The following is a 22,928-nucleotide window of genomic DNA, read 5'->3' on the forward strand; positions in this document are numbered from 1 at the left end:
GTGCGTGACATAGCATTAGTGCTTGTTTTAGCGTGGGTCATACCGCAAATTATTAAACGCCCTTTTATTGGTGTGCTTGTTTGGTGCTGGATAAGTTACATGGTGCCGCAGCGTTTGGTTTTCGGATTTATGCAGTCGATGCCAGTTGCACAAGTCGTTGCCATTATATGCCTGCTCACATATTTATTCAGTAAGGAACCGAAAAAGATCCCACTTCGGGAACCAATAATCTGGTTAATATTGCTTTATATTTGGATGTTCTTAACTTACTTGGTGCATGATAAAACGCCCTACATCAACTCATTAGCAATTAAAGTTGTTAAGATTCAATTTTTTACCCTTATTATATTCGCGATGCTGACGACCAGAAAACGCATCGACATGTGTTTGTTGGTTATTTCACTGAGTATCGGTTTCTACGGATTCAAAGGCGGAATATACACAGTGCTTTCTGGTGGCAGTGGGCGAGTGTGGGGGCCGCCAGGAGGCTTCTTCGAAGGTAACAATGAGCTTGGCCTAACTTTAGTAATGATAATACCTATTATCTTTTACTTGATTTCACATCAGACAAACAAATGGGTTAAATGGGGGTTGTGGGCAGTTATCGGTTTTTCCGCGCTCTCAGTGCTAGGGACTCATTCAAGAGGGGCATTTTTGTCCATATTGGCTGCAGGGTTATTTCTTTGGCTAAAGAGTGATAGAAAAATGCTGTTAGCCTTGGCACTAATAGTTTCGATGCCATTTGCTTACAATTTTATGCCAGATGCGTGGCACGAGAGAATGTCGACCATTGTTGAAGACAATGAAGAAGATTATGATGGTTCTGTGCAGGGGCGCTTCAATGCATGGAGGATGGCTTTTAATATATCTAATGATAAAGTTTTTGCTGGAGGCTTTGATGCCGCGACACCAGAGAACTTTATTAGGTATGCTCCAGATCCATTAGATTTTCACGATTTTCATAGTATCTATTTCCAAATGTTGGGCAAACATGGTTGGGGGGGATTATTCATCTTTTTGATGATGTATTATGCTGCCTGGCGAACAGCTAATTCGATTAGGAAAAAGGTGAGTGGGGACTCAGAATTAAAATGGGCACGAGATTTAAGTGCCATGATTCAGGTCAGCCTTATCGCATATGCAACCGGAGGTGCATTCTTGGGCATGGCATATTTTGATTTACCGTTTCACTTTCTAATCACGTTGGTTGCTGTCCATGTGTTGGTGGACAAAGAGTTACAGAGTCGGAAAGAAAAAATTCAACAGCCTGTACAAAGTAAAACTTTATGGTCACATAATCCATGAAGATATATACAAAATTTGTTAGCGGTTGTCTTTTTCCGCTACATGAAAAATTAAAAAAACACCATACGGTCTCCCGACTTAGCACTCTGGAAAAAAGCCAATGGCTTTCTCGTGACGAAATTCAGTTGTTACAGAAAAGTAATCTTAGTCAATTCCTTGAAAGAATACATCTGCATAATCCGTACTACAAAGATCTATTTTATCAGCTTGGTCTTTCTCACTCTGATCTAAGCTTGTCCAATATTTTGCAGCGTCTCCCCGTGCTTGAGAAAGATGTGATTAGGGCTAATGAAGGGAAACTTATAACCGAAGGTGTTAAAAATATTAAGTTCATTCGCACCTCAGGATCTACAGGTGCACCTCTAAGATTTGCTATGGGAATAGAACGAATCAGTCACGATGTTTCGGCTAAGTGGCGAGCAACCCGATGGTGGGATGTGGATATTGGTGACCGGGAAGCTGTCGTATGGGGTTCAAGTATTGAGCTATCCGGTCAGGGGCTATTAAAGCACCTTCGGGACCGTATATTGCGCTCAAAACTATTTCCCGCGCAGCACATGACCGAACAAGGTATGGCAGATATTCTTGAATCATTGCAGAACTATCGACCATCAATGATATACGGATACCCGTCAATTATGTCACTACTAGCACAATATGCGGTGGACAAAGGCATTTCGGTCAGAATGCCAAATTTAAAAGTGATATTTTGCACAGCTGAGAAACTATTTGTTCATCAACGCCAGATTATTGAGCAGGTGTTTGGTGCTAAAGTTGCGGATGGATATGGAGGTCGCGATTCCGGTTTCATTGCACATCAATGTCCGCAAGGTAATTTGCATGTGTGTGATGAAGATATCATTGTTGAAATCCTGGATGACAATGATCAACCCTGTAAAGTTGGGGAAGTTGGTCATCTAGTTGTTACAAATATGTCGATGACAGCCTTTCCGATGGTTCGATACCGAACTGGTGACTTGGCCAGGTTATCTAATGTGGTTTGCCCATGTGGGCGTGGCTTATCGGTGCTTGATGAAGTTATTGGTCGTTCTAATGATGCGATATTTGCTACCGACGGGGCTTTAGTTCATGGGGCATTTATCGGTAATATCGTAAGGGAAGATGATGCTGTCAATCATTTTCAATTAATACAAGAATCGGAAAAGGAATACCATCTTAATTTGGTACCTTATAGTGATGGCAAAATTGACATACGTAATCTCCAGAAGAGATTGCTGAAAGTGTTTGGTTGTGATGCATGCTTGGTAATTCACTTAGTTGAGAATATAGCCCCTGAGAAAACGGGTAAATATAAATACATTATCAATCGTGTAAAAAAGACAGTGTTGGTTGATTAGTTAGTCTGAAAAATTTTAAAAGCATTGCATAATTAAAATCAGGGATAAAAATTGGAAGTAAAAGAAGTCGGTGCAAAAATTTTTTCAGGGGCGCTATGGTCAGTGTTGATGAGGATGTCAATGCGCTTGCTTGGTCTTGTCAGTGTCGTAATTCTGGCAAGGCTACTTGTACCTGAAGATTATGGTCTGATAGCTAAGGCTATTTTTCTGGCCAATTTTCTTGAGATGATAACCCAGTTTGGCTTTGAAGCTGCAATTATTCGGGATCAGAAGGCGTCCAAAACAGATTTTGATACTGTTTGGACTTTAACTATTTTTCGCGCACTCATACTGGGAATTGTGCTTGCGGCTACGGCCCCACTGATGGCCATTTTCTTCGATGAACCATTGATTGAAAACGTAATTTACCTATATGCGGTAGCTACCATTGTACTTGGCTTTGTTAATGTTGGTGTCGTGCAATTCAGAAAGGATATGAATTTTGAGAAGGATTTCAACTTTAACCTTTCGCGAAAGGTTGTATCTTTTCTTGTGACTATTGCCGTAGCCTTGGTTTACAAGAGTTATTGGGCATTCCCGATAGGCGTTACTGTCGGCAATCTGTTTGCCGTTGTTTACAGCTTTTACCTTAGCCCGTTTAGACCTAGAATAACGTTTGAGTCATTCTCCAAGATATTCCACTTTTCTAAGTGGATGTTTGTATTCGAATTTATCGCGGGCTTGTCTAGCCAATTGGATACGTTGATGATCAGTAAGTTGGGCGACAACCGCCAGTTGGGACTGTTTACGGTATCGCATCAGTTAGCGGCTATGCCGTCACAGGAAGTTGCTATGCCGGTAGCCCGGTCACTATTACCAGGATTGTCAAAATTGTCGGATCGCATGGATGACTTCAGAACCATGTATTCCAACATTATTTCTCATATCTTGTTGTTTGCTGCCCCTGCTGCCATTGGCGTTAGTGCATTATCTGACGAAGTGGCCGCCGTTGTATTGGGGGAAAAGTGGCTGGATGCAGGCCCCTATGTGGAAATTCTGGCTCTTTTTGGACTTGCTAGGGTAATTTTTTCCTGTGCATCATCTGCATTAGCGGCCTCCGACAACCCTAAGGCGTTAGGTCTGTTTTCCCTATTTAACTTGCTGGTGAAGTTAGCCTTGTTACCTATTGGATTTTACTTTTATGGTGTACTAGGGATAGTCTATGCGGTGCTTGTCACAGGTGTTATCTCTATGCTGTTCTTATTGGGAATGCAGCAAATAAAAGGTGTTATCAGTCTACCGCTTTTGCTGGTCAGAATTTGGAAGACCTTAGTTGCCAGTTTGTTAATGTATCTGGCTATACGCATATGGTTGTTACCTTATCTGGCTCCATTCGAATGGTCCGTTCTGTTTGTTGCCATTGTTGGTGTGGTATTTGGTGTGGTGGTTTTCTTAACTTTGATGGCGATTTTGCATATTGCGTTTCCCAGCTTTATAGGTCCTGAGCAAGATGTGATCGAATTCGTAAAGCGTAAGGTGCGGCGTGCAAAATGTTAGTTGTACCAAACAAATCCAACCACACTGGTAACCTTGGGGAATGAAGATGGAATTTCTTTCACCTATTGCAGACTCACTACAGTATCCAAAACCTAAAATTTTGGGAGTACCCCAAAAGATACCTGAGGGTGCAGATCAAGTTCGCACAAGTCAGGCGCATGTAGGGGGATTTTTACTAGATTGTGGACGTTCAGCATTATACATCATTGCAAAAGTACTAAAGGATAAGCGTGTGTGGGTGCCTGCCTATCATTGTCCTGCACTAGTACAGCCCTTTTTGGCTGTTGGAGCCGAGGTAAAGTGTTATCCACTGCTGAGTAATTTGCATGCAGATATTGATGCGTTCAAAGCGGAACTTAAAAAAGAAGACGTGTTTGTTGCTGTTCGCTATTTTGGAATTGATGGGGACATTCATGAGTTGGTTGATTTATGTAACGAAAAACAACTTGTCTTGGTAGAAGATTTAGCTCATGCCGCGTTTGTAAAGAACATACAGGGACAGTTCGCGATTAAGAGCCTAACGAAGTTTTACCCAAATTTACTTTGTGGTGAATTATTATTTGGTGAAAATTGTCAGTTTAAGCGGGAAACGCTTTCTGTTTACGAGGCGCTACCAGGTTGGTGGGGGGTGAAGTTAAAGCAACTTATTGGATCTTTCCGGGCAAGGATCGGGATTCCTAAGATTCGGCCTCACCGCTATTTAGATTTATCTACACTGACAAACTATTTGCCACCTAAAACACTTGAAATAGTTAGGAACTGTGATGTTGCCGAGATGTCTATTCGGCGTAGGTTGAATTATCTACACCTGTTGCACCATCTGAATGGCAGTCCATATGGCACCCCACTTTATTCAACTTTAAGTGATTCCGAAGTACCTTATGTTTTTCCGTTTCTAGCTAAAGACGATTCAGTTTTCGGAAAATTAAGGTATGCAGGTATTCAGGTGTTCAGGTGGGAAGAAATTGCCGTTTCTGGGTGTGCCATTAGCTTGCAATACAGAAAAACGCTTTTGCAACTACCCTGTCATCAAGATATTACACAAGCTGATTTAGACTTCATGATTGAACAGTTAACCTGATTTCACTACTGATAAGTTTCAAACTGGTACGCACGGGAAAACTATGCAAATTGAATTACATCAAAGTGTAGATGCTGATGGTTCTGCACTGAACAACAAATACGATATAGAGCGACCTATTTTTTTGCAGCCAGCATGGTTTACCGAATTTGAAAAACATATTCTTGATTCAGGAAAGATTCCGGTCATATTGGCCGGAAAAGAGAATGATAGCCCCTGTCACTTTTTGCCATTTTTTAGTGAAACTAAAACCTCATTGTTAAAGCCCAAAACACTGCAGTCCATGACAAATTATTACTCGCCTTATTTTGACCTAGTTGGAAGGCGAGTTTCGCAAGGAGACTTACAGATGTTTTGTACTGCCAGTGCTGGGCTACTTAAGCAGTATGACCAGATAGTTATTACCCCATTGTTGTCAGAGCAGGCGGATGAAATTATGACTGCGTTGGAAAGGTGTGGTTTCAGAAGCTTCAGATTTGTGCAAACCCAGAATTGGTATCATGACAATATAGAGAGCTTTGAACAGTTTTACTCCAATTGCTCAAAAAATCTACGCAGCAACACGCGTAGGGCTAAAAGCAAATTGGACAGCTCCGGTGAATTCAGAATCGAGATTTCGTGTCAGGAAGACTTGGAACAGCGACTTAATGACTACTTCTCAGTTTATGAGGAGAGCTGGAAGCACGAGGAGTCACATCCTGAGTTTCTCTGTGCAGTGTCCCGATTAGCTGCCTCAAATAATCAGTTGCGGCTGGGGGTGGTTTATCATAAAAATTATCCTGTCGCCGCACAAATGTGGTTTGTTGATAGTCGCACGGCTTATATATTTAAGTTGGCCTATCGCGAGAAATACTCTGCACAAAGTGTAGGTAATGTTCTCACTATGGAGATGTGCAGACACACAATTGAGCAGGATGGTGTGACTACCATTGACTTTCTAACCGGTAACGATAGCTATAAAGCGCGATGGATGACCAAAAATAGAGATTTGGTTGGGGTGATTGTAACAAACCCAAAAAGGTTTAAGGGCCTTGCTTGTTGTGCTCGTGAGAGATTGGCCATAGTTAAGAAAATGTTTTTTCAGGTTTAAACGTGCTCAGAATTCGGTAATTTCTAATAAAAAGTGGTGATGATGTGAATGTGCGTGTCTTTAAATCATTGGATGATGTGCCAGAAGACTATGGCAATTCTTTCGGCAGTCAGTTGCATGATAACCTTTATCTAAAGCGTCATTGGTATAAAAATTTTGTCGACAACGGGCTTGAGCAGGATGCCGAACTTTGGATATTGGCATTAGAGGAAAAAATGACAGGCAGGCCTCTGGCGATTATGATGGCTCGCTCTCCGGCAGGTCAAAATGGCTCTAAGTTTGCCTCATGGAAACCGAATTCTCGGACTTTAGCAAGTCTCACTAATTTTCAATCCAGTTATTATGGTTTAATCCTTGGTCAAAATGAGAGTCCAGAAAAAGAACTTGGCGCGTTAATTAGCGGTGTGATTGAAAATGTCGGGCAGTGGCACATGGTCGATTTAAATCTGATGGACCCGTCTGAGCCTAATTTCAATTTAATTAAAGAAATCTTTGAGCGGAATGGGTTTCGTTCTGCTTCATATTTTTATAAGGGGAATTGGTACGAAAATTTTGAATTCGATTCATTTGATGGATATTTGAGTAGTCGCTCAAAGGCTGCAAAGAAGTCGATGAAAAACTACATTAGGAAATATAATAATCTTGAGAAGGAAGGTCGAATCAAGATTGACATTTATACAGAATTTGCTGATCTTGAATTGGTCTTAGATAGATACAATATTATCTATTCAAAAAGTTGGAAAGATGAGGACTTTTTCCCTGAGTTCACTCGTGGATTAATCAAGCAAGTTGCCACAGAGGGGGGATTAAGAATGTTGATAGTGTCAGTCGACGGCATGCCTGCAGCATTTGAATTTGCCATTGTTACGGGTACACAGTGTATAATGACAAGAACAGCATATGACCCCGAATTCCAGAGAGATTCTGTTGGTTCAATAGCGATATTGAAAATGATTGAATATGTTATTAATGTGGATCGGGTTAAACAAATTGACTTTGGTACCGATGATGATCCTTATAAAGCAACATGGGTTAGTAATCGTCGAGAAAGATATGGATTAGTATTTTTTAATAAAAGAACCTTTATCGGTCAATGCTATTGGATTAGATTTGTTATGGGGAATTGTGTAGAAAGTATAAAACAGAAACTAAAGAAGGTTTTTCTAAGTTTCAAATCTTCCCAGATTAAAAAAGTCTGAGCCCATGAAGATTAGTCTATCCGACTGCAACTTTAAGCTAAGACATATTCTGTTTTTTGGCATCCCTAAAACCAGACCCGTAATTAAAGAGATTTTGCCTCATACTAAGTCTGCTTTCACACAGGGCTTAGACTTTTCAGATGGAGCGCTTTATGAAAGCACCGGTCTAAAAGAACATTCAAGTTTGCGTCGCATCAACCCGGCCACTGGAGAAGTTGAAGTGATTAAGTCGCTTCAGGGACATTGGGGGGAAGGTATTGCTAACTTGAGAGGCGAAATTGTCCAGCTAACCTGGCAATCTGGGAAAGCTATCGTATACAAAGCGGACACACTCGAAGTTATATCTGAATATCAATTCACCGGTGAAGGATGGGGACTTGCGCCACTTCCTGATGGTTTCCTGATGACCGATGGAACGGAGAATCTGTATTTTCGTGACGCAAATTTTAATCTTCTAACGACCAAAAGAACTAAACTCAGGGGGATCCCCTGGCGATGGTTAAACGATATTACTTATGTAGACGGAAAGGTTTATGCGAACCGTTTGGCTGATAGTAATATTTATCAGATTTGTGCAAAAACTGCAAAAGTGACCGGAATTATCGACTGTTCAGAGTTAGTTAAGATGTGTCCTTCTAATGATTCTGAACATGTGCTAAATGGTATTGCTTTTAATGAGGATAATGGTGATTTTTATCTTACAGGTAAATGCTGGGAACATTTGTTCCGGGTGGATATTTCATTTTAAAATAGTTTGATTGAGGTGTTTTTTGAAGGTTCTAATTGACAGAATTTTCCATTTTTTTAATTTTATCTGCTAGGCCTGGTAGAGGGTATTTTAATTGATAGGCAGTTTCTGCATGTTCTTTCGCTTTACTAATGTTGCCCATCTCTACATATAACAAACCTAGATTGTAGTTTAGCTCGGGGTTATCGGGTTGCTGCTCAAGTACTATTAGGTACTGCTTTTCAGCTTCATTTAACTTCCCAGCACGGTGTAAGTGAATAGCAAACAGCATTCTTGCCATAGCGTCGTCTTGACGAAAATATAATGCACGCTTAAAGTAGCATTCTGCGCTGTAAAACTCGTCCATAGGTTTTGAAACGTGCCTTCCCGATAACATATATTTTGACATAGAGTTCAAAGCTCTATGATAATTTGGTATTTTCTCCAACGTATAGTGAATATCTGACATTGGATTAAAACTACTTTGGCCTCTAATTAAACGTTCAACTTGCGGCGTAAAGTGAGCCGTAAGAACTATAGGCAATTTTTCTTTGTGTGCGGGATTTAAAAAGTCAAATGGACCGTAGCTACTTTTAAGTGGCTCCCCACGAATAATCCCACAGGTAGAGTTATTTTTGCTTAAAACAGCTTCACCTGCATGGCTTGCATCCATGCAGGTGAAGCTAACTAAGAAAAACATTGCCACCTTGTTGTAGTTATTCAGCATTGTGGTCTGACCGATGTTTCAGTTTAGCTTATATTAACATTCTTAATACTACTGTTCTATACACTTAATTGTTGCATAGGTGCGCACAGTTTAATTCCAGTGTCGGACGAAGCATCTGGTTTGAGTGTTCGCGGCTGGCAAACCTAAAAGTGTTTTCATCTTTGACCTTAATTAACAATCCATTGTTAGAGTTAGGTTCTAATAGCCACTGATTTACAAGTTCGGTTATATCAAGTCTGATAGCACCCACATGATCATCATCTACTATGAACATTGAGGTGAACGGGGTATCGCCCTGCGGCGCACCATTCTTATCTATCCAGTCACCTAATTCGTTTAACCAGTAACTATCATCAGTGGCATTGGTACGTGTAACGGATTCTTCGTCCCATTCAGTTGCTACTTTCATCACTTCCAGCTCAATGTCACCGTATTCCTTCAAACTATATAACACCAAGGTTGCTGTTTCCACGGAAGAGATGTTGCCTATCGCTTGAATTGGGAAGCCCAGCAAACTGTTGGCTATTGCAGATACCTCTAGGCTGTCAACTGCACCAAAGTTCTTTCCCGATGAATCTGTTAGCAGAGCATCATCTGTACTGGTCAGTATCACATCAGCACCAACTGCATCTGGGCCACTCATCACCAAAGTCGCTGATTTCGCCGACAGGTTGCCAGCAATGCCGACGGCCTGTATCTGAACTTCAACGTCGACACCACGTATAATGTGTCCTGAACTAAATTCAGTAGTTGTAGTGATACCGATTTGCTCTCCACCTAAAAATACCCGATAGTGATCCACAGACTGTGGTGCATTGTCATTGTGCCAGCTAAGTGTATAACCATCCTCATTGATCCGAACCACACTCAATGATTCTGGCGCATTCAATTTAGCGAGAGATACAGTCAGCTTTGGCCAGTATTGCGTATTCTCGTATTCTTTACTGGCAAACTTTGTCGCATTACCTTGAATCAATTTCAGTAGTATTCCGTAATCCTGCTCCGGGTTCGCATGAAGGTATTGGACCAATTCAGTGACATCAATTTCTTGTTTGTTTGAAATATCATCATCTGCCCAGGTTATCTGTCGGAATGCTTGTCCACCTTGCACATTAAAATTTGCATCAATCCAGTCCCCTTTCTCATATCTCCAGTAGACGCCTGTATCGGCGTTGTCCTTAGTGACGGTACTTTCCTTCCAATGTTTGTTTGTGGCAAATATGCCAATCAGGTTATGCCCAACCTCTGATGTTGAGTATAGACTCAGGGTTGCAGCAACAATGGTTTCTTCCTGTGGAATTAGCTCGAGGGGGAAGCGTAACACTGAATTTGCTATGTTAGATACCTCTAGGTTTTCGTATTGTCCCTGATTTTTGTGTGTAGAAGCATGCAACATGGCATCAGCTACAGGCAACAAGGTTACTATAGAATCTGGCTCGCCAAACCGTTTGGGAATATCAATGATGGCTGGGTATGACATAGGAGATTCAAAGCCGTCTACATTGACTGCTGTTACCGCATATTCGGCTGTTACACCACTGATGTAATTCACATGTTCATACACTTTGCTAGTCGACTGACCAATTAAGGTACCCAGCATGTAAACATTGTAGCTGACTATATTTTCCTGATCTTCTTCAAAATTATCCCAACCAAGGACTAGAGCGGTTTCATCCAACTGGGTCATGACCAGATTCGTCGGCTCAGTCAGTTGCACGGTCGGAGTTCCGGGATCGATATCAGTTTCATCAGAAGTTGGCGGAATTGGAATTCCGTCAACTTCAATAGCAATCTGTCTTGCAGCTGTTCCCCCTTGGCCGACGCAATCCATCCGCAGATAACCACTGCTATCCAATAACAATGTATGGCTGCCCGCTGTGTCCTTTCTCCCCTCCCAGACTCCGGTTGCTTCACATTGTTCGGCATTGACTGCTTGCCATTCAACGGTAAATGGATTGTCTGAAGCAGGTTCATGTGTCGATACATTCAGATTTAAGGTAGGCGGCATCAGTGTATCACTGTCGATTCCCCCTATGGGCTGGTCTAGAGCGATAACCATTTGGTCAAGATAGATGTTAGAAGTGCTGCAGTTTCCATGAACTCCACCTTTATAGATGTTCAGCCATACCAAACGATTGTGCAGGAAATCATGCCCAAGCTCCCGGAAGTTAACGTTTAGCTTTTCATAGCTCAATACCCCGTCAACCCAACCTCGGATAATGCCGTCATTAAGTCCAGGTGTATTCATGGTGACTTGCATTTCTATGCGATACCAAAAACCCCGCTCAAAAACACCTCCATCACCTTTACCGCAATAAATGTTGCTCGAATTGGAGTCGCAGGTCCCCCCAGTTCCCCGGGTCTGGCCATAGTCGTCTCCATCCCAAAAACCAGCATCGCCAGTCGTGCCCAGTTGGGCGGCATGATAAAGATACGAACCGAATCGCACTGCACCGTTTGGTTTTGTATGACAGGCTTCACCATCTCGACTGTAGCAGTCACTGTAAATGGCACGCATTGACCAACAGTTTTTTCCGTCCGCCCGGGCGCCACCATTACCACATTGTCCGACTGGATCGGCCCCTGTGCGCAAATCCGCCAGACCAGGAAATTTTCCTCCAGCCGCTAAGACTTCACCATCCAAAGTACACATATTGGCATCGAAGTTGTCACCTAGTTTCATGTAGTAGCGAAGGTGTATGTTTTGCGGCGCAAGGTTTGCATTTTTCAATGGCCAGTAAGCGCTCAGGCTATTGGTTATGTCCTTGGTCATTTCGACTTTCAGGCAACTGCCGGAGATACAATTGTCTGCCACAACAGTAGTGCGTGATACACCTGCTGCCTCTAGTGGCTTGGGGCGAGCAATTATAGGATCAGCAAGGTAACCCTTTCCTTCCCACCAATTCTCATGATCCCAGGACTCACAGAATACGATGTCACCACGACCATTCAACTGTGGTTCTTTATCACAGTCACCTAAGCGCATTGTGGCTGGTGCATTGCTAAGCTGCAGTTGAAGTGTTTCCGATGGTTCGCTTTCATTACCGAAAGAGTCTATGGCCCGAATTTGTACCTGGAGTGCTTCGCCAGGCGCAAATGCCATCGTCTTAAATATGGTTTCAAATTGCTCGGCAATCATTTCGCCGTTGATATAAACCCTATAACCTGCTACTCCCACGTTGTCGACGCTTTTTGACCACTGCACTTCCAGCGCGCCTTTGTAAGGCTCTGTATAACTTAAATGTGTTGGTTTTTCAGGAGGAATTAGGTCCTCGGTATTCAGAATAGAAAGAGTATATCCATTTTCGTAGACCGAATTATATAGAACAAACTTGTCATCTTGTGGTGAATAGTGAAAACGGCCAAGTGTACCGTTGGTTACTTGTGGGCCCGGATCATTCATGTAGGCAACGCTTTGCCACGCGCCTTCTGTGATATCCATAGCATAAACTTTGCCGTCACCCGACCAAGCGTAAAACTTGTTGTCTTTTGAATTAAACGCCAATCCTGGGGCTATCGCATCAATAATCTTACTATCACCACTGCGGGGGATCTCAATTGGTTGAAATGTAGAGTCCCTGCTGATATCAAACACTACCTGCATACCTTTACCAATGATAAGCATTTTGCTGTTTAGATGGTCGATAGCCGCTGTCATGTTGCTGTTTATGTAACTAGCGTTAAGTTTTGTGTAATGACCCCCTTCATCTGTCATTTCGTAGCTATATAATCCATAACGATTGTGTAAAAAAACTTTTCCCGAGGATTTATCATATGCACTGACAATGTTGTAATTGCCGCGTGGGACCTGACCTGTTGCCTCAATTCGTTGCCAACTGTTGGTACTGGTATCAAAATGCCAGGTGGCATCGTCGGTATCTCCTGTGCCTGCTAGGGCTCCAGAAAAAGTCCAGATTTTGCGCTTATGCTCAACAAAGGCCACGCCGTCGTAGTTGTGGCGGGAATTAGGCTGAGTGCCATCATGTGGGGCGAGTTCGGATTGAGACACTTTAAGCTCTGTATCCTGCGGCTCTGCAGGGGCGGTAATTCGCAACAACGCCTGACTATCTAGATCCAGAGTGTAAAGTTCATTGCCGTAGTAATCTGCGTGACCGCCCCCCCAAACATAAAGTTTGTTTTCCAGCTCGTCGAAAGTACCACCACTCCAGGCCACAATGTTACGACAGCGATCCTTAAAATCGTAGTTGTAACCGGCAAAACCGTTTTCCGGACACTGATCTATCAGTTTTGTATTCGGGAGTTCCTGCCAGCCCACAGCCTGAGAAGCCTGGACATTGAGGGAGGGAATTAACGTACCTAAAACTAACACACATCTTGCAGTCAATTTCATACTTAGATAATGATAAAATAACGAATGATGCATAAATGACTCCAAATGTTCTTACTACTTGATTTCAAATGGAATTGTTTAACCTCAGTGTGCTTCAAAAAAGCTAACAATCAAAACCATACAAATGGTAGCATTGGTTTGTTGAGAATTTTCAAAGCCATAGTCTAGGGTGAAACTGTATAAAATAGCGCGAAGTCATATTCGAGTAATCAGTGGAAGTTACTATCACCTTCTGAAATTGGCGTCCTGCAAACGCAGGTTAACTTTACTTTCGCTGCGCAATAAAGCAAGTATATGACACCGCTGTTAAGTTTTTTAAATCATAACTAATCGTGAAAACTGAAAACAACAAAAGCAAAAAATTTATCCTATACATTGCCTTCCATTTTCCTCCTATTTTAGGGAGCTCTGGCGTGCACAGGACTCTTGCCTTCGTAAGGTGGTTGCAATCTGCGGACTGGCAGGTAACGGTGTTATCTGCTTCGTTGAAAGCCTATATCAAATGGGATGCATCTCAATTGGATTTCATTCCAGAGGGAGTGAAGGTTGAGCGCACTTATGCTCGTGATGTTGCACAGCATTACTCTTTCCGGGGGCGGTATACGAAGTGGATGGCAATACCGGATCGATGGCAGAGTTGGATCCCGTCAGGAATAATCTGTGGATTAGCGAATATCTTAAGAAAGCGCCCAGCCGTGATTGTATCTACTTACCCAATTGCATCTGCACATATCATTGGCTATGTGTTGCATCGACTTACTGGTGTGCCTTGGATTGCTGATTTTCGGGATCCTATGGTCCAGGACGAATATCCTCGGGACCCACATGTCAAGAAAGTGTTCTCTTGGGTGGAAAAAAAGGCGGTCAAGCATGCCAGCAAAATTATGTTTACATGCAAAGGGGCAATAGACTTCTATCAACAACGCTTCCCTGATGCACCAGAGCAATTGTGGCAATTGGTGCCCAATGGATACGATGAGAAAATGTTTGAGGGAGCAACTACAACTCAGTGTAAGAATTCTGGGGAAATCAGGCTGTTACATGCAGGTACTATTTATCCTATAGAGCGCGACCCGACGCTATTGTTCCAGGCATTGGCGAACTTAAAGAATCAGGGACAGATTCGCAAAGAGCAATTCAAGGTCATATTGAGGGCAACAAGTCACGATCATCAATATGCACCGATGTTGGAACAATTGAAAATCACTGACTTAGTCACTTTGGAGCCCGCGATACCTTACAAAGAGGCACTGAATGAAATGCTGGAAGTAGAAGCCTTGTTGTTATTGCAGGCTGCAAATTGCAACTTTCAGGTACCAGCAAAAGCGTACGAATATATTCGCGCTCAGAAGCCAATTTTGGCATTAACTGATGAGGCAGGTGATACGGCAGATGTTATTAAACAATCCCAAATGGCAATCATAGCGCCACTTGATGACGTGGCAAAAATAGAGCTGGCAATAGTATCCCTTATCGAAAAAATAAGGACGGATAAATTGACTGTTTTACCGATGGCTGAGATTGAACGTTTTTCCCGAGATAAGCAGGCCCAGCGGCTGGCCGTAATAATTGATGATGTGATCGGGATGCAGGAGAAATAGGAAGTAAAATATGTGGCGATTTGAGACTGATTCAGTAGTGCAAAGTGGTATCGAGGTACAGAACTGGAAGACTATTGAAGATGACCATTCGGTCAGGTTTATATTGGACAAAGCAACTCAGAAAGCTGAATCTGAAAGACATAGTGTTCTCGTGGTCGGTAGGTTGCGAGCCTATGGTGCTGATTACGAGCCTGATGGTAGTGCAACTATGTTACTTGAGTTGGTTGAGCAACTTGGCACAGGGCCAGCGCTTTATAAGGCGTTGGCCGGCTTTTTCGTTGCGTTCATTTGCAACAGGCAAACCGGTACTATCAACGTTATAAATGATCACATGGGCACTGTACCTCTTTTTTGGTATCGCAACAATCAGGCAAAGCGATTCGACTTGGCCACTTCACTGATTGCCCTTAAAGAGGTAAACCATGGTGAGTTCGTCCTCTCAAAGCAATCCATTTTCAATTACATGTACTTCCATTGTATACCATCGCCCTTTACCGTTTATGAGGATGTATTTAAGTTGCCTCCGGGGGTGAAATTAAGTGTGGATAAACAATTGAATTCGGAGGTTGAGGATTGCTACACCCCAACTTATGAATCTGGTCAAATGAGCAACGTTGAATTGCAATCGCGTTGTCGTGAAATGGTGGAGCAGGCTGTTAAACGAAATATTGGTGCGCACAATGGCGCATTCTTAAGCGGAGGTTTAGACAGTTCGACCGTTGCAGGCTATCTGTCCAAGTACACTGATAAGGCTAAATCCTTTTCCATTGGTTTCGAAGCAAAAGGCTTTGACGAAACTTACTTTGCTCAAGTTACAGCTAAACATTTTGAGTTGGAACACAAAGTGCATTATCTGCAACCAGAGGAAATAGCCAGTAACTTTGAGCGTGTTGCTGGTCATTTTAGTGAACCTTTCGGCAATTCATCATCTCTGGCTGCATTGGTGTGTGCCGAGTTTGCCCGGTTGCATGGTGTGCAGATAATGTTGGCTGGTGATGGAGGTGACGAAATTTTTGCCGGCAATGAGCGTTATGCCAAACAAAAAGTCTTTGATATATATCACAACCTGCCGGGGTTCGCGCGCAATGTTCTTAAGGGGATTTTTAAACATACGTTTGTTGGTAACTTAGGCCCTCTTAACAAGGGGCGTAGCTATATAGAGCAGGCCGAAACGCCGTTGCCTGAAAGACTGGACACGTATAATTTCCTAAAACGTTTTCCCCTTGATGAGATATTCTGTCATGACTTTTTGCTGGCGATTGATCCAGAATTACCCGCTGAGCAAAAGCGTCAACGATATAGTGCGTGTGAAAATGCACAGACGACAGAAAAACTCTTATATCTGGATTGGAAGTTTACTCTGGCCGACAATGATTTGGTTAAAGTAACCGGAATGTGTGATCTAGCTGACGTAGAAGTTCGATTTCCTCTGTTGGAAAAGGAATTGGTGGATTTTGCCTGCAAAGTACCAGCTGATATCAAGTTGCCGGGCAACAAGTTGAGAGATTTCTATAAAAAGTCATTTAGTGGTTTCTTGTCTGATGAAACACTAAACAAATCGAAACACGGCTTTGGATTACCCTTTGGTCTGTGGATGAAGGACCGTTCCGAGTTGCGGGACATGGCCGAAAGGCACCTTAACGATCTAAAAGGCCGGAAAATTTTCAATAAGGACTTCATCGACACCGCACTAAAAACATATTATTCAGGACATGCTAGCTATTATGGTGAGCTTATTTGGATCATGGTAGTGCTTGAAATATGGCTGAAAAAACATGTTGACTAAGTTTATGTCGGGATTTGGCAAAGCGGTAACCAGAGGAAAGCTGTCTATATTGATCTACCATCAAGTGGTCGCTACAGCTGATCCAATGCGCCCAAGCGAGCCGACAGCTAAACAATTCAACTGGCATATGCAGGTTTTGCGCGAGCGTTTTTCGCCACTGTCACTGACCGAAGGGATTCGTCGATTGAAAGACGGCTCGTTGCCCGGAAATGCTGTGGCAGTAACCTTTGATGACGGTTATCTTAACAACCTGACCGTGGCTGAGCCAATTCTGCGTAAGTATAGTGTGCCGGCGACGGTGTTTGTGGCAACAGGGTTCAGTGGTGGCGAAAACATGTGGAATGACAGAATTATTCACATGTTTTCGGATCAAGATAGAGACGTGTTGGAACTGGAAGGTGAACAGGTAGTGTTGGGCGCGTGGCCACAAAGGCGCCAACTGGCCTCACATTGGTTAAAAAAGGTTAAGTATCTTCCCTTTCAGCAAAGACTTAACTGGATTTCTGAGCATTATCAGCGCAATCGTATTGTGTCACAGGCACCGCTGATGATGACGCCGGAGCAGGTAAGGAGCTTGCGTAGTAATTTGGTAACCATAGGAGCTCACACTGTTAATCACCCCATTCTTAAAACATTGTCACCAGAGCAACAGCAAAATGAAATTTATCACAGCAAGCAGACTCTGGAAGACTGGTTGCAACACCCTGTGGAACATTTCGCCTATCCCAACGGCGTGATTGGCCGTGACCTCGATGATGACACGATTTTACAGGTTAAACTTGCTGGTTTTAAAAGTGCTGTGGTAACTAATTGGGGATGTAACAATCAACATTCCAATCCATTGTTGTTACAACGATTCACTCCCTGGGATCGCACACCTTTACGTTTTCAGTTGCGACTGTTGCGCAATGCCATTACCGGATAAATAGGCGATCCATGGACGTATATATTACAAATGATGTCGAAGTTTGGTGTAATGGTTGGCATGATATTGATGGTGAATTTCCCAGCGCATTCCGTAAGTATATTTACGGTGAAACAGATAAGGGACACTATGGATTACCCTTTCAGTTAGAGGTCCTCAACAAGTATAAGTTGAAAAGTGTGTTCTTTGTTGAACCGCTATTTGCGGCGCACTTTGGTGAAGCATACTTGAAGGAGGTAATTGCACTGATCCAGAATGCTGGTCAGGAAGTGCAGTTACACTTGCACCCTGAATGGACTGATGAAGCGCTGGAGCCGCTGTTGCCGAACGTAACAGAGAAACGCCAGAATCTCTACATGTATAGTCTGAATGAGCAACGAACACTGATTGCGAAGGGCAAGCAGATGTTGTTGGATAATGGTTGTAAGCAGGTAAGTGCATTCAGAGCGGGAAGCTTCGCTGCCAATAATGATACGCTGCTGGCGCTGAGAGACAATCATATTCTGATTGATAGCAGCTATAACGAAACCTATCGCGATTGTCATATTTGCCAAGAGCGACCTCCAGTGCACTTTTCCAATATTGAGGGTCTTGCCGAACTGCCAATGACAACCTATCAGGATTATCCGGGCCATACCCGCCACTTACAACTGACCGCATGTTCTTTTGGGGAAATCAAGCGAGTGTTGTTGGATGCCGAACGCAAGGGCTGGCAGGCCGTGGTATTGCTGATGCACAGTTTTGAGTGTCTGACTTCTGATAAGCTGCTACCGGATACTTTGGTTATTGATAGGTTTGAAAAGCTGTGTCAGTTTCTGGCAAACAACCGGGAAAGATTTACTACAAAAGGGTTTAATGCCACCAGAATGGATTACCATATACAGCCCAAAGAACCGTTGGTTTCCAATCTTTTCGAATTTTCTATGCGGATTGCACAACAAGCTTACAGACGCCTTAAGTATTGAAAAGGGATGTGCATTAAACAGATTGATGAACGGGACAAAACATGGCTTGGCAACTGATAACAATAGATAGCATTGAAAATCGTGATCTGGCAGCAGGTATGATAGCTAGGCTAGGGTTTGAAGATATTCAACTTGACCCATTGCAAAATTTCCAATGGTTATTGGATAACAATAAACTAGATTCAGATCTGATTTACTGCGGTTACGAAGATCAAACGGGTAACAAGGGACACTGTTTCCTGCGTCGGCAATTTCGTCCAGTGAAGCTATCTTTTGGAGAGGTAGGGCTGTATAGATATCCGCTGCAGCGTTTTGAACTCTGGTCCGAGCCGGTTCTAATCTGTAATGAGTCTGACGCCAGACAGCGGATCATGAACGCCTTTGTACAAAGTGTTTTGGCATTACTTGGTCAAGGAGATGGGCTATCCATCGAAGGTTTACCGCTGGAATCGGCATTTTATTCTGCTGTAACTGCAGGGATTCAAGAAAGTATTCCGTTGCAGCTCGGTGCGCCTTATATGCATCAATCAATAAACTTCCCTGACAGTATAGAGGGCTACTTCCAACAAATGAGTAGTCGCTCTCGAAAAAGTGTCCAATACAGTTACAGAAAGCTAGGGAAAGAGTTCGATGTTGAGTTGTTTACCTGTGACGAGGCGCAGCACATTGAAACCTTCCTTGATTATGCCATCAGTATTTCGATGAAGACATACCAATGGAATTTGCTGGGGCTTGGACTGCGGGATCGTAACGGCCTGCGTCACACGCTGCAAAAATGGAATCGGCTGGGAGGCTTGCGAAGCTATATACTGCTCTGTGATGGTATACCAGTGGCATTTATGTTGGGCCATATTTATCATTCCTGCTATTACTACATCGATGTAGGCTACGATCCTGATTGGGGGCAATATTCAGTTGGTTCGGTACTACAACTTCATGTAATCGAACAACTGTATGGGCTGTCATCCGTTCCCAAAACCTTTGATTTCTCTGTGGGCTATGGCGAGCATAAAGCTAGATTTGGTAACCATCAACAAGAGGAGGTCAACATGTTACTGATGCCAGCAACGATGAGAAATCGTATCTTCGTGTGGTTGTATTCCAGTCTGGAGTGGTGGTCGGATTCTATTATTAGCTTGCTGGATCGGCTTGGTGTTAAAAAACGCCTAAAGAAGTTGATTAGACAATTTTCTTCGAACAAAAGTTGAGGCGAACAGAGAGTCAATGTCTGCGTTTATTGTGCGTTGCCGTGGGTTGATCCAAAGACGAGGGTGGGGGGGGTTCCTGCGGTTCGTGTTACGTAGCGTGATCCGCAACTCCAGTGATCTAGTATTTGAAATCCATCTGGCGGACTGGTTTGGCAAGCAACCCCCTTTGGATGACGCCTTTGAAGTGCATGTTATTGATTCTGTTAATGTAGACGAGGTGCGGCTTGCCTGGATTGTGGATAAAGCGTTGGCAGCCGAGAATGAAATTTACCGGCAACCACTTAGAAAGAAAGATTGCATGGTGGCAATTACACAAGGTAAATCACTTGTGCATACTAGCTTTGTCCAATTCGAAAGCCGTTATAAGAAATTACTTAGTGAAGACGGTGATAGCCCTCTTATCGGTAATTGTTGGACCGCACCTGACTGCAGAGGAAAAGGACTCTACCCATTTGCGATTGAAAAATGCTGTGAGGAAATGGTTAAACGCGGTGTTGATCGGGTACTGATATCCTGTTCTCCCGATAATCACGCATCAATTGCAGGTATCAAAAAATCCGGTTTTACATTAGTCAGGAAAGTTTCTACCGTATTGCTACTCACTAAGTTGCTGGTTCAGGTTAACCTGCAAAATGACTCACGCTCGCTTCGTCTTGGTGTACTTTGACTGCCAGAGTGGCGTCGATGAACAACGAATACATTTTTTGCGCAAATAATGTTTGAGTTGAGAGGGGTACTGATTAATCAGTACCCTGGCACAGTCGCGCTAACCAGAGTTTTAGAATATGAGGTGTGGTAAATACTGTTATACCCAATTTCGATTTCACTTCAGCCACCATTAAGGTTGGATGAGTAATAGGTATACATTTTCAAGGATGCCAATATACTAGGAATATTCTAAAAGTCGGCTGCATTCATGCTGTTAACTCAACCCTACAGATAAAGATTGTGAACATGTATAAAAGGAATTGGGCGTTTTTGAGCGCGGTTATTCAATTGGCCGTCATTACTGTATCGGTGTTTGGTGCATACAGTTTTACCCGTAACCATGACATTATTCCCTCATCACTGATGCGCTTGCCCGCCGTGTACGTCAGTAATAGTGCCATGTGGAATATGTTTTGGGTCTTCATGCTCGTATTCTCAGTACAGATACTGTTAGTGGGGGTGCGTAAAGGCACTCCCATCTGGCAAGACGCCAAACGTTTTGCAGATGAATATATTTGGTACCTGATAGCTTACACTAGTGCATCTTTATATGTGTTTCTTGCGACCACGATAAATTATGATCCTCAGTTCATTGCGGCTATAGGACTGTTTTCTACAATTTTGTATGTTGCTCTATATATTGTTGCTCACCTACTAACTGATGGAGCAAAAGGGCTGACGCACATACCATTGTTGTTCACTGCTTTGATTAAGCGCATTTTGACGTTTTCCGGGGTGGGGGCATTACTTTACTTTATGTTACCGTTGGCGCTTGGTAAGGCTTTTGTAGCGGACCGGGATATAGCGAATCAGATCACCCAAATCAGAATTTGGTTCAATTCAAGCCAGTCATCGGATTGGGGATTTTCCAGAGTTTATCCCGACCATGTTTTCCACCAACCGGTTTTGGTTAGGCAGGCTCCCGGACAGTCGGACGCTTTATATGTTTTGGAGCGGCATGGGAAACTGGTGAAAATGCCCTATCCTCAAGCTGGCGAGCCTCAAGTTATGTTGGATATTGGCGAACAACTTGGCGAAGTTGAGGTCGAAAACGGCTTGCTAGGCTTCGATTTCCATCCCCGTTTTGGTAGCGATAATCAGTTTGTATACCTGTATTACACAGATACCCGGCCACAAGATAAGCAAGTCAATCGCCTGTCACGCTTTGATTTAAGTCTTGTTGATGTTGAGGCTCGCAGTGATTCTCAGTATGTACTGCTGGCTATGGATCGTACTGATGATGGTTTCCATAATGGCGGAGAGGTGGCCTTTGGACCTGATGGCTACCTTTATATTGGTCTGGGGGAAGGTGTTCACCCTAAAATCGCAAAAACATCGCAAGAGACTCTGCGTGGTGGGATCCTCAGAATCGACGTTGACATGAGTTCGAAGCGGAGCGCTCCCCCTTCTGTCCCATTTATTCATGGTATAAGTCAGGGGTATTGGATACCTAAAGACAATCCATTTTCCTCTGATGATCGAGTCATGGATGAGTATTTTGCACTAGGTTTGCGTAATCCCTTCCGGTTCAGTTTCGATCCAAATGGCGACGCTATTTGGGTGGGGGATGTTGGCTCGACTATCTGGGAAGAGATCAATCGAGTGAAGAAAGGTAAACATTATCAATTTCCGCAGGTTGAAGGAAATCACCCTAGTGGTCAGCAACCCTGGGAAACACTTGGTCTGGAGGAGCAAGGGCCGGTTTATACCTATGAACACACCGCCTATGATCGTGCAGTAATCGGCGGAGTAGTTAACCAAGGGGATCTGTACCCAGGTCTCGAAAATCACTATATTTTTGCTGACAACTACTCCGCGAAAATATTTTCCATGCCATCTGATCAGGAAAGAGTTGAACAAGTGACGTTGTTGGCCCGAGCCAATCAGTTTGCACAGAGAGGAGTGAGTTCAATTGCGCAATTGGCTTCTGGTGAAATTCTTGTCACGACACTGGGTGCCGCCTCCGACGCAAGTGGTGATGTTCTCAGGCTGGTCAGTGCTGATAAAGCTGATGTGGAGGAGCCGGTTACTGAGAAAAGTTCAACTGATACGGAGGGATATGACGAAAAAATTGCCGCCAGTCTGTATTCAGTAAACTGTGCACGTTGTCACGGTATTAAAGGGGATGGCAATGGACCGGATGCCAAGATGCTTAATGTAGATAAAATGCCAGACTTTACCTCTCCTCTTTACCATTTTAACCGTTCAGAGCAAGAAATAAGAGACGTTATTAAAAAAGGTGGTGCAGCTATGGGGATGAGTCCTATGATGCCTCCTTGGGGAGGGTTTCTGAAAGATGACGAAGTTGACCAACTCACCCGTTATTTGCAGTCTCTGCCCGAAAAGCATCATGTCCACTAA

16 protein-coding genes are annotated in these 22,928 nt (G+C 43.3%); 14 read left to right on the forward strand and 2 right to left on the reverse strand.

Annotated elements, in window-relative coordinates; all coding sequences use genetic code 11:
* From ABD028_RS18815 to ABD028_RS18845, 7 genes are read left to right on the forward strand one after another with little or no spacing between them, the layout of a single operon-like run.
* On the forward strand, positions 1 to 1,305 hold the full coding sequence (locus ABD028_RS18815; protein ID WP_343847003.1) for a putative O-glycosylation ligase, exosortase A system-associated: 1,305 nt from the start codon (positions 1 to 3) through the stop codon (positions 1,303 to 1,305).
* The gene (locus tag ABD028_RS18820) at positions 1,302 to 2,663 is read left to right on the forward strand and encodes a phenylacetate--CoA ligase family protein (RefSeq protein WP_343847004.1); all 1,362 of its coding nucleotides are present in this window, start codon (positions 1,302 to 1,304) and stop codon (positions 2,661 to 2,663) included. Before ABD028_RS18815 ends, ABD028_RS18820 begins: the two co-directional genes overlap by 4 nt.
* Before the next feature lie 51 nt (positions 2,664 to 2,714).
* On the forward strand, positions 2,715 to 4,199 hold the full coding sequence (locus ABD028_RS18825) for a lipopolysaccharide biosynthesis protein (protein WP_343847005.1): 1,485 nt from the start codon (positions 2,715 to 2,717) through the stop codon (positions 4,197 to 4,199).
* 46 nt (positions 4,200 to 4,245) lie between these two features.
* Positions 4,246 to 5,280, forward strand: coding sequence for an aminotransferase class I/II-fold pyridoxal phosphate-dependent enzyme (locus tag ABD028_RS18830; protein WP_343847006.1), 1,035 nt, complete (start codon positions 4,246 to 4,248; stop codon positions 5,278 to 5,280).
* Positions 5,281 to 5,323: 43 nt separating this feature from the next.
* Positions 5,324 to 6,370, forward strand: coding sequence for a GNAT family N-acetyltransferase (locus ABD028_RS18835; protein WP_343847007.1), 1,047 nt, complete (start codon positions 5,324 to 5,326; stop codon positions 6,368 to 6,370).
* Positions 6,371 to 6,414: 44 nt separating this feature from the next.
* Positions 6,415 to 7,569 carry a GNAT family N-acetyltransferase gene (locus ABD028_RS18840; protein ID WP_343847008.1) on the forward strand — a complete coding sequence of 385 codons (1,155 nt, stop codon included), beginning with the start codon at positions 6,415 to 6,417 and terminating at the stop codon, positions 7,567 to 7,569.
* 4 nt (positions 7,570 to 7,573) lie between these two features.
* Positions 7,574 to 8,317, forward strand: a complete 744-nt coding sequence (locus ABD028_RS18845; protein WP_343847009.1) for a glutaminyl-peptide cyclotransferase — start codon at positions 7,574 to 7,576, stop codon at positions 8,315 to 8,317.
* 31 nt (positions 8,318 to 8,348) lie between these two features.
* On the opposite strand, the gene ABD028_RS18850 is transcribed toward ABD028_RS18845, so the two are convergent.
* Positions 8,349 to 9,023: a tetratricopeptide repeat protein gene (locus ABD028_RS18850; RefSeq protein WP_343847010.1), complete on the reverse strand. Its 675-nt coding sequence runs from the start codon at positions 9,021 to 9,023 to the stop codon at positions 8,349 to 8,351.
* A 64-nt stretch (positions 9,024 to 9,087) separates the two neighbouring features.
* Positions 9,088 to 13,407 carry a DNRLRE domain-containing protein gene (locus tag ABD028_RS18855; RefSeq protein WP_343847011.1) on the reverse strand — a complete coding sequence of 1,440 codons (4,320 nt, stop codon included), beginning with the start codon at positions 13,405 to 13,407 and terminating at the stop codon, positions 9,088 to 9,090.
* Positions 13,408 to 13,706: 299 nt separating this feature from the next.
* On the opposite strand from ABD028_RS18855, the gene ABD028_RS18860 reads away from it, so the two are divergent.
* From ABD028_RS18860 to ABD028_RS18890, 7 genes are all read left to right on the forward strand, one after another.
* Positions 13,707 to 14,975: a glycosyltransferase gene (locus ABD028_RS18860; RefSeq protein ID WP_343847012.1), complete on the forward strand. Its 1,269-nt coding sequence runs from the start codon at positions 13,707 to 13,709 to the stop codon at positions 14,973 to 14,975.
* A 10-nt stretch (positions 14,976 to 14,985) separates the two neighbouring features.
* Positions 14,986 to 16,761, forward strand: a complete 1,776-nt coding sequence (locus ABD028_RS18865) for an asparagine synthetase B family protein (RefSeq protein ID WP_343847013.1) — start codon at positions 14,986 to 14,988, stop codon at positions 16,759 to 16,761.
* Entirely contained in the window at positions 16,751 to 17,686 is a 936-nt protein-coding gene (locus tag ABD028_RS18870) for a polysaccharide deacetylase family protein (protein ID WP_343847014.1), read from the forward strand. Before ABD028_RS18865 ends, ABD028_RS18870 begins: the two co-directional genes overlap by 11 nt.
* An 11-nt stretch (positions 17,687 to 17,697) precedes the next feature.
* Positions 17,698 to 18,651: a polysaccharide deacetylase family protein gene (locus ABD028_RS18875; protein WP_343847015.1), complete on the forward strand. Its 954-nt coding sequence runs from the start codon at positions 17,698 to 17,700 to the stop codon at positions 18,649 to 18,651.
* Between the two features lie 41 nt (positions 18,652 to 18,692).
* Positions 18,693 to 19,859 carry a GNAT family N-acetyltransferase gene (locus tag ABD028_RS18880; RefSeq protein WP_343847016.1) on the forward strand — a complete coding sequence of 389 codons (1,167 nt, stop codon included), beginning with the start codon at positions 18,693 to 18,695 and terminating at the stop codon, positions 19,857 to 19,859.
* Between the two features lie 16 nt (positions 19,860 to 19,875).
* A complete protein-coding gene (locus tag ABD028_RS18885; protein ID WP_343847017.1) occupies positions 19,876 to 20,526 on the forward strand; it encodes a GNAT family N-acetyltransferase in 651 nt (216 codons plus the stop codon).
* Between the two features lie 287 nt (positions 20,527 to 20,813).
* Entirely contained in the window at positions 20,814 to 22,928 is a 2,115-nt protein-coding gene (locus tag ABD028_RS18890) for a PQQ-dependent sugar dehydrogenase (RefSeq protein ID WP_343847018.1), read from the forward strand.

It is taken from the genome of Bowmanella denitrificans (genome assembly GCF_039522935.1).
GTDB lineage: Bacteria > Pseudomonadota > Gammaproteobacteria > Enterobacterales > Alteromonadaceae > Bowmanella > Bowmanella denitrificans.

What these genes read in the sequence shown, in the direction of transcription:
- ABD028_RS18850 (WP_343847010.1), bottom strand. Translation starts at nt 9,023, where the DNA reads ATGCTGAATAACTACAACAAGGTGGCAATGTTTTTCTTAGTTAGCTTC.
- ABD028_RS18885 (WP_343847017.1), top strand. Translation starts at nt 19,876, where the DNA reads ATGTCTGCGTTTATTGTGCGTTGCCGTGGGTTGATCCAAAGACGAGGG.
- ABD028_RS18880 (WP_343847016.1), top strand. Translation starts at nt 18,693, where the DNA reads ATGGCTTGGCAACTGATAACAATAGATAGCATTGAAAATCGTGATCTG.
- ABD028_RS18870 (WP_343847014.1), top strand. Translation starts at nt 16,751, where the DNA reads ATGTTGACTAAGTTTATGTCGGGATTTGGCAAAGCGGTAACCAGAGGA.
- ABD028_RS18865 (WP_343847013.1), top strand. Translation starts at nt 14,986, where the DNA reads ATGTGGCGATTTGAGACTGATTCAGTAGTGCAAAGTGGTATCGAGGTA.
- ABD028_RS18855 (WP_343847011.1), bottom strand. Translation starts at nt 13,407, where the DNA reads ATGCATCATTCGTTATTTTATCATTATCTAAGTATGAAATTGACTGCA.
- ABD028_RS18875 (WP_343847015.1), top strand. Translation starts at nt 17,698, where the DNA reads ATGGACGTATATATTACAAATGATGTCGAAGTTTGGTGTAATGGTTGG.
- ABD028_RS18830 (WP_343847006.1), top strand. Translation starts at nt 4,246, where the DNA reads ATGGAATTTCTTTCACCTATTGCAGACTCACTACAGTATCCAAAACCT.
- ABD028_RS18820 (WP_343847004.1), top strand. Translation starts at nt 1,302, where the DNA reads ATGAAGATATATACAAAATTTGTTAGCGGTTGTCTTTTTCCGCTACAT.
- ABD028_RS18835 (WP_343847007.1), top strand. Translation starts at nt 5,324, where the DNA reads ATGCAAATTGAATTACATCAAAGTGTAGATGCTGATGGTTCTGCACTG.
- ABD028_RS18845 (WP_343847009.1), top strand. Translation starts at nt 7,574, where the DNA reads ATGAAGATTAGTCTATCCGACTGCAACTTTAAGCTAAGACATATTCTG.
- ABD028_RS18890 (WP_343847018.1), top strand. Translation starts at nt 20,814, where the DNA reads ATGTATAAAAGGAATTGGGCGTTTTTGAGCGCGGTTATTCAATTGGCC.